Raw genomic sequence first — 4515 nt, forward strand, 5'->3', positions numbered from 1 at the left:
CGCGCGGGCTGGCCGTCCCAGACGGCCACGAGCTGGTCGCAGCGCCGCACGAGCAGCCTTCCGGCCTCCAGGTGAGCCTCGGGGGTGGACTCGGTGCGGGGCAGCGTGTGCACGAGGACGGCCTGTCGCAGGAGGCGGTCGTAGACGGGGCGGTGCTCCTCGGGCAGCGCCTGGCGGTAGCCGGAGGCGGGGATGACCGCCTCCAGCGGGGCTCCGGCGGCGACGACGGCCTCGGCGAAGACGGCGTCGGCGCCGTCGGCCAGGCAGGACAGGCCCACCATCTCGCAGCCGTAGGGCTCCAGGTGGGCGGTGAGCAGCGTGGTGACGGTGCGTCGCACGCCGGGGGCCAGGTCTCGGTGACCGGTGACTCCGATGTGGATCACGGGACCTCCCTGATGGTCGCTTCGCGGTTTTCCTACCCCTGGGCGGCGGCGCCCCTCACCAGGGACAGGAGCCGGTCGTCCAGGTCGGCCACGCAGCGCGCCCGCGTTCCCGAGCAGCGGCGGCGAAAGGCCCGGACCCGGCCGATGATCCGCTCGGACTCGTAGCGCACGCCCGTGTTCAGCGCCTCGTGGACCAGGCGGAAGGCCTCGTCCACGTCCCCCGCGTCGGCGTGCGCCGAGGCCAGTTCCACCTGGAGGACCGCGGACTGCTTGGGGTTGCCCCCGTTGGGCGCGAACGCCTCGGCGAAGGCCCGCCGGGCGTCGTGCGGCTGGCGCAGCCGCACGCCCACCCGGGCGCGGTAACCGGCGACCTTGGTCTCGTCGAAGGCGAACACCCACGGCCAGGGCGGGTCGGTGTTGGCGGAGCGGGCCACCTCCCGCTCCGCCCGGCCCAGGGCGCGCGCGGCCGCAGCGCCGTCCCCGTTCCCGGCGTGCGCGAGCGCCCCCACGCAGGCCAGCCAGGCGCGCGCGGTGGGGTGGGCGGCGGGGCCCAGGACGTGTTCGGCCTCCTGGACCAGCCCCAGGCCCAGGTGGTGGTCCTCGGCGGTGTCGGTCTCGAAGGCAGCCAGGGAGCCCAGCATGTACACGTCGAGCAGGCGCATGTCCGCCTGGCGCGCGCGCGTCACGGCGGTGCGGTAGTGCGCCCTGGCCGACCCCATGTCCCCCCGGTCCGCGTGCAGCCAGGCGGCGAAGCCGGAGGCCTCGCTGGCCGCGGCGCTCAACTCGCCGTGGAAGGGCGTCCCGTGCGCCTGCCCACGCATGTGCTCGGCCAGATGCACGTGCGCCACAGCGCTGGGCAGCAGGTGGCGGGAGGGGGAGGTGGCGTCCATGCGGCGCTGGCCCCCGGTGATGGCGCGCAGGGAGGGCGCGGTCGTCTCGTTGACGGTGTCGGGGTACGGGTCCGACGCCACCGGGGCCGGAGCCGCACCGGTGGTGACGGTGGTGGCGGTGAGCAGGGCTCCCGCGGCCACCGCGCGTCCGAAGTCGCGGCGCCTCGTGGTGTCCACCCCCTTCTCGGCGGGACGGGCCTGGGGCGCGGTGCCGCCGAAACGCAGCATGTGCAGCGGGATGCCCAGGCGTCGGGCGAGGTCGTGTACCTGGCTGATGGTCAGCGACTGCTGGCCGTTGACCACGCGCGAGACCCAGCTCTGGGAGTAGTCGATCGCGCGGGCGAGGTCGCCCTGGGACCAGCCGTGCGCCGCGCGCACGCCCTCGATGATCGTCGCCATGTCACAGGTGGCCAGGGCACCCGCCATGTGGGGGCGTGTCCACAGGTCCGGTGGAAGAACGCCGTCTGGTTGGGACATGAGCTTAGGTTAGGGAATCCGGGCGCCGCTGGTGGCTATGTGTAAGAAAGAAGTACGTATGCGTGATCCGCATAGGACCGGCGGTTTTTCCTCCGGATACGGCAGAGTGCAAGGGTCGTTGGTCCCAGAAGGCGTCTGGGAAGGGGAGGGGAGTCCCGTTGACCGTTGAGACCCCGCCGACGGGGAGTCCGAGCCTGAGGTGTGCCCCGGGTACGGCCGGGCCGGTGGACCGCGTGGAGCTGACCAACCTCGCCCTGCGCGGGCTGGCCGCCGAGCTGCGCTCACGCGGGGTGGAGGCCCGTGAGGACGGGTTGTGCGGGGCGGTGGACGCCGGCCCCAGCACCCGGCCCCACCGCGCCCTGCTGCGGCCCCACCGCGGGGACCTGTGGTGGTGGATGCGCTGGCCGCTCCAGGACGGGCTGCCCACGGCGTTGGCGGGCGTGCCCATCTCACCGGTCGCGCACACCTCCACCGCCGCGCGGCGGATCGTGGTCGCCCTGTCCCTGTCCGTCGGCGAGGGCTGAGCGGGCGCGGTCCGCCGCGCGGAACGCCCCTGGCGTGATCCCGTAGGAGCGGCCGAACCACCGCGTCAGATGGCTCTGGTCGGTGAACCCCGACCGCGCGGAGGCCTCCGACAGCGGCACCCCCGCCGCGCACCGGCGTCCACGCCCCCGGCGCCGGGGACGCGGCGTCCGCACACCCGTGCGTTTCGACACCGGGGGCGCCGTGGCCGTGTACGGGCCCAGGGGGGACGTGGACAAGGCGGTCAGGGGGCTGCGCCCGCACCCCTAGGGCCGGGTGGCCCGGGCCGCCTCAGCCGGTCTCGGACTCGGCGGCGGCCAGGGCGGCGCCGACGATCCCGGCCGTGTTGAGCAGCGAGGCGGCCACCACGGGCGTGCGGATGTCCAGCAGCGGCAGGAACTTCTCCGCCTTGCGGCTGACCCCTCCGCCGACCACGATCAGGTCCGGCCACAGCAGGTCCTCCACGACCCGGTAGTAGCGCTGCAGCCGCTCGGTCGCCCACTCGCGGTAGGACAGCTCCTCGCGTTCCTTGGCGCCCGAGGAGGCCCGCGTCTCGGCGTCGTGGCCGTCGATCTCCAGGTGCCCGAACTCGGTGTTGGGCACCAGGCGCCCGTCCACCACCAGGGCGGTGCCGATCCCCGTGCCCAGGGTGGTCATCAGCACCACCCCCGGCACGTCCTTGGCAGCGCCGTAGCGGGTCTCGGCCACGGCGGCGGCGTCGGCGTCGTTGAGCACGCGCACCGGGCGGCCGGTGGCCTCGGCGAACAGCGACCGCGCGTCGGTGTCGATCCAGCTCTTGTCCAGGTTGGCCGCGGTGCGCACCACGCCCCCCTGCACCACGCCCGGGAAGGTCACGCCCAGGGGCATTCCCGCCGCCTCGGGGAAGTGCTCGGCGATCCCGTGCACGATCTCGGCCACCGCCTCGGGGTCGGAGCGGTCGGGGGTGAGGACCTTCATCCGCTCCTTGAGGAACTCGCCGGTGGTCAGGTCGACCGGCGCGCCCTTGATCCCGCTGCCGCCGATGTCGATTCCCAGCCCCGTGGTCAGCTGTGACATGGGTTGTCTTCTCCCGTGGTCCTCGTGTGGTGGTCGGGCGCGGTCAGGGGCCCGTCAGGCTGAATACTGCCCTGGGCGCGGGGATTTCGCACGCGGGGGCGCCCCGTGCCCGTTCGCCGCGGTACCGGGGGGCCGATACCCTGGGCGATCGCCCTGCCAACCAATAGCGACGTGGGAAGACGAGAGCGACGTTGACCGGTATCCATGGCCGCCGCGGCCCCTTCACCGACGGCGACACCGTGCAGTTGACCGACCCCAAGGGTCGCATGCACACCATCACCCTGCGAGAGGGCGCCGCCTTCCACTCCCACAAGGGCAAGGTCGACCACGACGACCTCATCGGACAGCCCGAGGGCAGTGTGGTGCGCTCCAACACCGGCACGGCCTACGTGGCGCTGCGCCCCCTGCTGATCGACTACACCCTGTCGATGAAGCGGGGCGCGACCATCGTCTACCCCAAGGACGCCGCCCAGGTGCTCGTGGAGGCCGACATCTTCCCCGGCGCGCGCGTGGTGGAGGCCGGGGCGGGCTCGGGGGCCATGTCCAACTGGCTGCTGCGCGCGGTCGGTGAGAGCGGCATGGTGCACTCCTACGAGCGCCGCGCCGACTTCGCCGAGATCGCCCGCAAGAACGTGGAGAGGTTCCACGGCGGTCCGCACCCGGCCTGGAAGCTCACCGTCGGCGACCTGGTGGAGGAGCTGGACGAGACCGACGTCGACCGCGTCTTCCTGGACATGCTCGCGCCCTGGGAGTGCCTGGACGCGGTCGCCGACGCCCTCATCCCGGGCGGGCTGGTGTGCTGCTACGTCGCCACCACCACCCAGCTCTCGCGCGTCGTGGAGCAGCTGCGCGAGGACCCCCGCTTCTACGAGCCGCGCTCGTGGGAGACCATGCTGCGCACCTGGCACGTGGAGGGCCTGGCGGTGCGCCCCGACCACCGCATGATCGGGCACACCGGTTTCCTGGTGGTCGCGCGCCGCCTGGCCGACGGGGCCGAGGCCCCCGAGCGCCGCCGCCGTCCGGCCAAGGGCGCCTACGGCAAGGACTTCACCGCCGCGCGCGAGCAGGACCGGCGCGCGGACGGAGCGCGGGAGGCGACCCCGGCCGGGGAGGTCCGGGCGCTGGCCACCGACGCGGCGGTTCCCGAGGCGCCCCGGGGCGCCGAGGAGTCCGGCGGGGCGGCCGAC

The 4515-nt window shown here is 74.0% G+C and carries 5 protein-coding genes; 2 read left to right on the forward strand and 3 right to left on the reverse strand.

The genetic code is table 11. The annotated features are described in order from the left end of the window. Both DQW06_RS19770 and DQW06_RS19775 read right to left on the reverse strand, forming a co-directional pair. Positions 1-383 (reverse strand): hypothetical protein (locus DQW06_RS19770; RefSeq protein WP_117199082.1); only part of this gene is annotated, 383 nt, incomplete at its 3' end. Positions 384-415: 32 nt separating this feature from the next. Further along, complete coding sequence (locus DQW06_RS19775; RefSeq protein ID WP_013152519.1) at positions 416-1699, reverse strand: helix-turn-helix transcriptional regulator; 1284 nt, start codon at positions 1697-1699, stop codon at positions 416-418. Between the two features lie 209 nt (positions 1700-1908). On the opposite strand from DQW06_RS19775, the gene DQW06_RS19780 reads away from it, so the two are divergent. Beyond that, positions 1909-2274 (forward strand): hypothetical protein, encoded by a 366-nt coding sequence (locus DQW06_RS19780; protein WP_013152520.1) that lies wholly within the window; start codon positions 1909-1911, stop codon positions 2272-2274. Between the two features lie 289 nt (positions 2275-2563). On the opposite strand, the gene ppgK is transcribed toward DQW06_RS19780, so the two are convergent. Continuing rightward, the gene (ppgK, locus tag DQW06_RS19790; RefSeq protein ID WP_071621840.1) at positions 2564-3328 is read right to left on the reverse strand and encodes a polyphosphate--glucose phosphotransferase; all 765 of its coding nucleotides are present in this window, start codon (positions 3326-3328) and stop codon (positions 2564-2566) included. 191 nt (positions 3329-3519) lie between these two features. Here ppgK and DQW06_RS19795 point away from each other — a divergent pair. After that, positions 3520-4515: tRNA (adenine-N1)-methyltransferase (locus tag DQW06_RS19795; RefSeq protein ID WP_232833088.1), on the forward strand; the 996-nt coding region annotated here is incomplete at its 3' end.

The organism is Nocardiopsis sp. TNDT3 (assembly GCF_003427465.1).
Taxonomy (GTDB): Bacteria; Actinomycetota; Actinomycetes; order Streptosporangiales; family Streptosporangiaceae; genus Nocardiopsis; species Nocardiopsis dassonvillei.

What these genes read in the sequence shown, in the direction of transcription:
- DQW06_RS19775 (WP_013152519.1), bottom strand. Translation starts at nt 1,699, where the DNA reads ATGGCGGGTGCCCTGGCCACCTGTGACATGGCGACGATCATCGAGGGC.
- ppgK (WP_071621840.1), bottom strand. Translation starts at nt 3,328, where the DNA reads ATGTCACAGCTGACCACGGGGCTGGGAATCGACATCGGCGGCAGCGGG.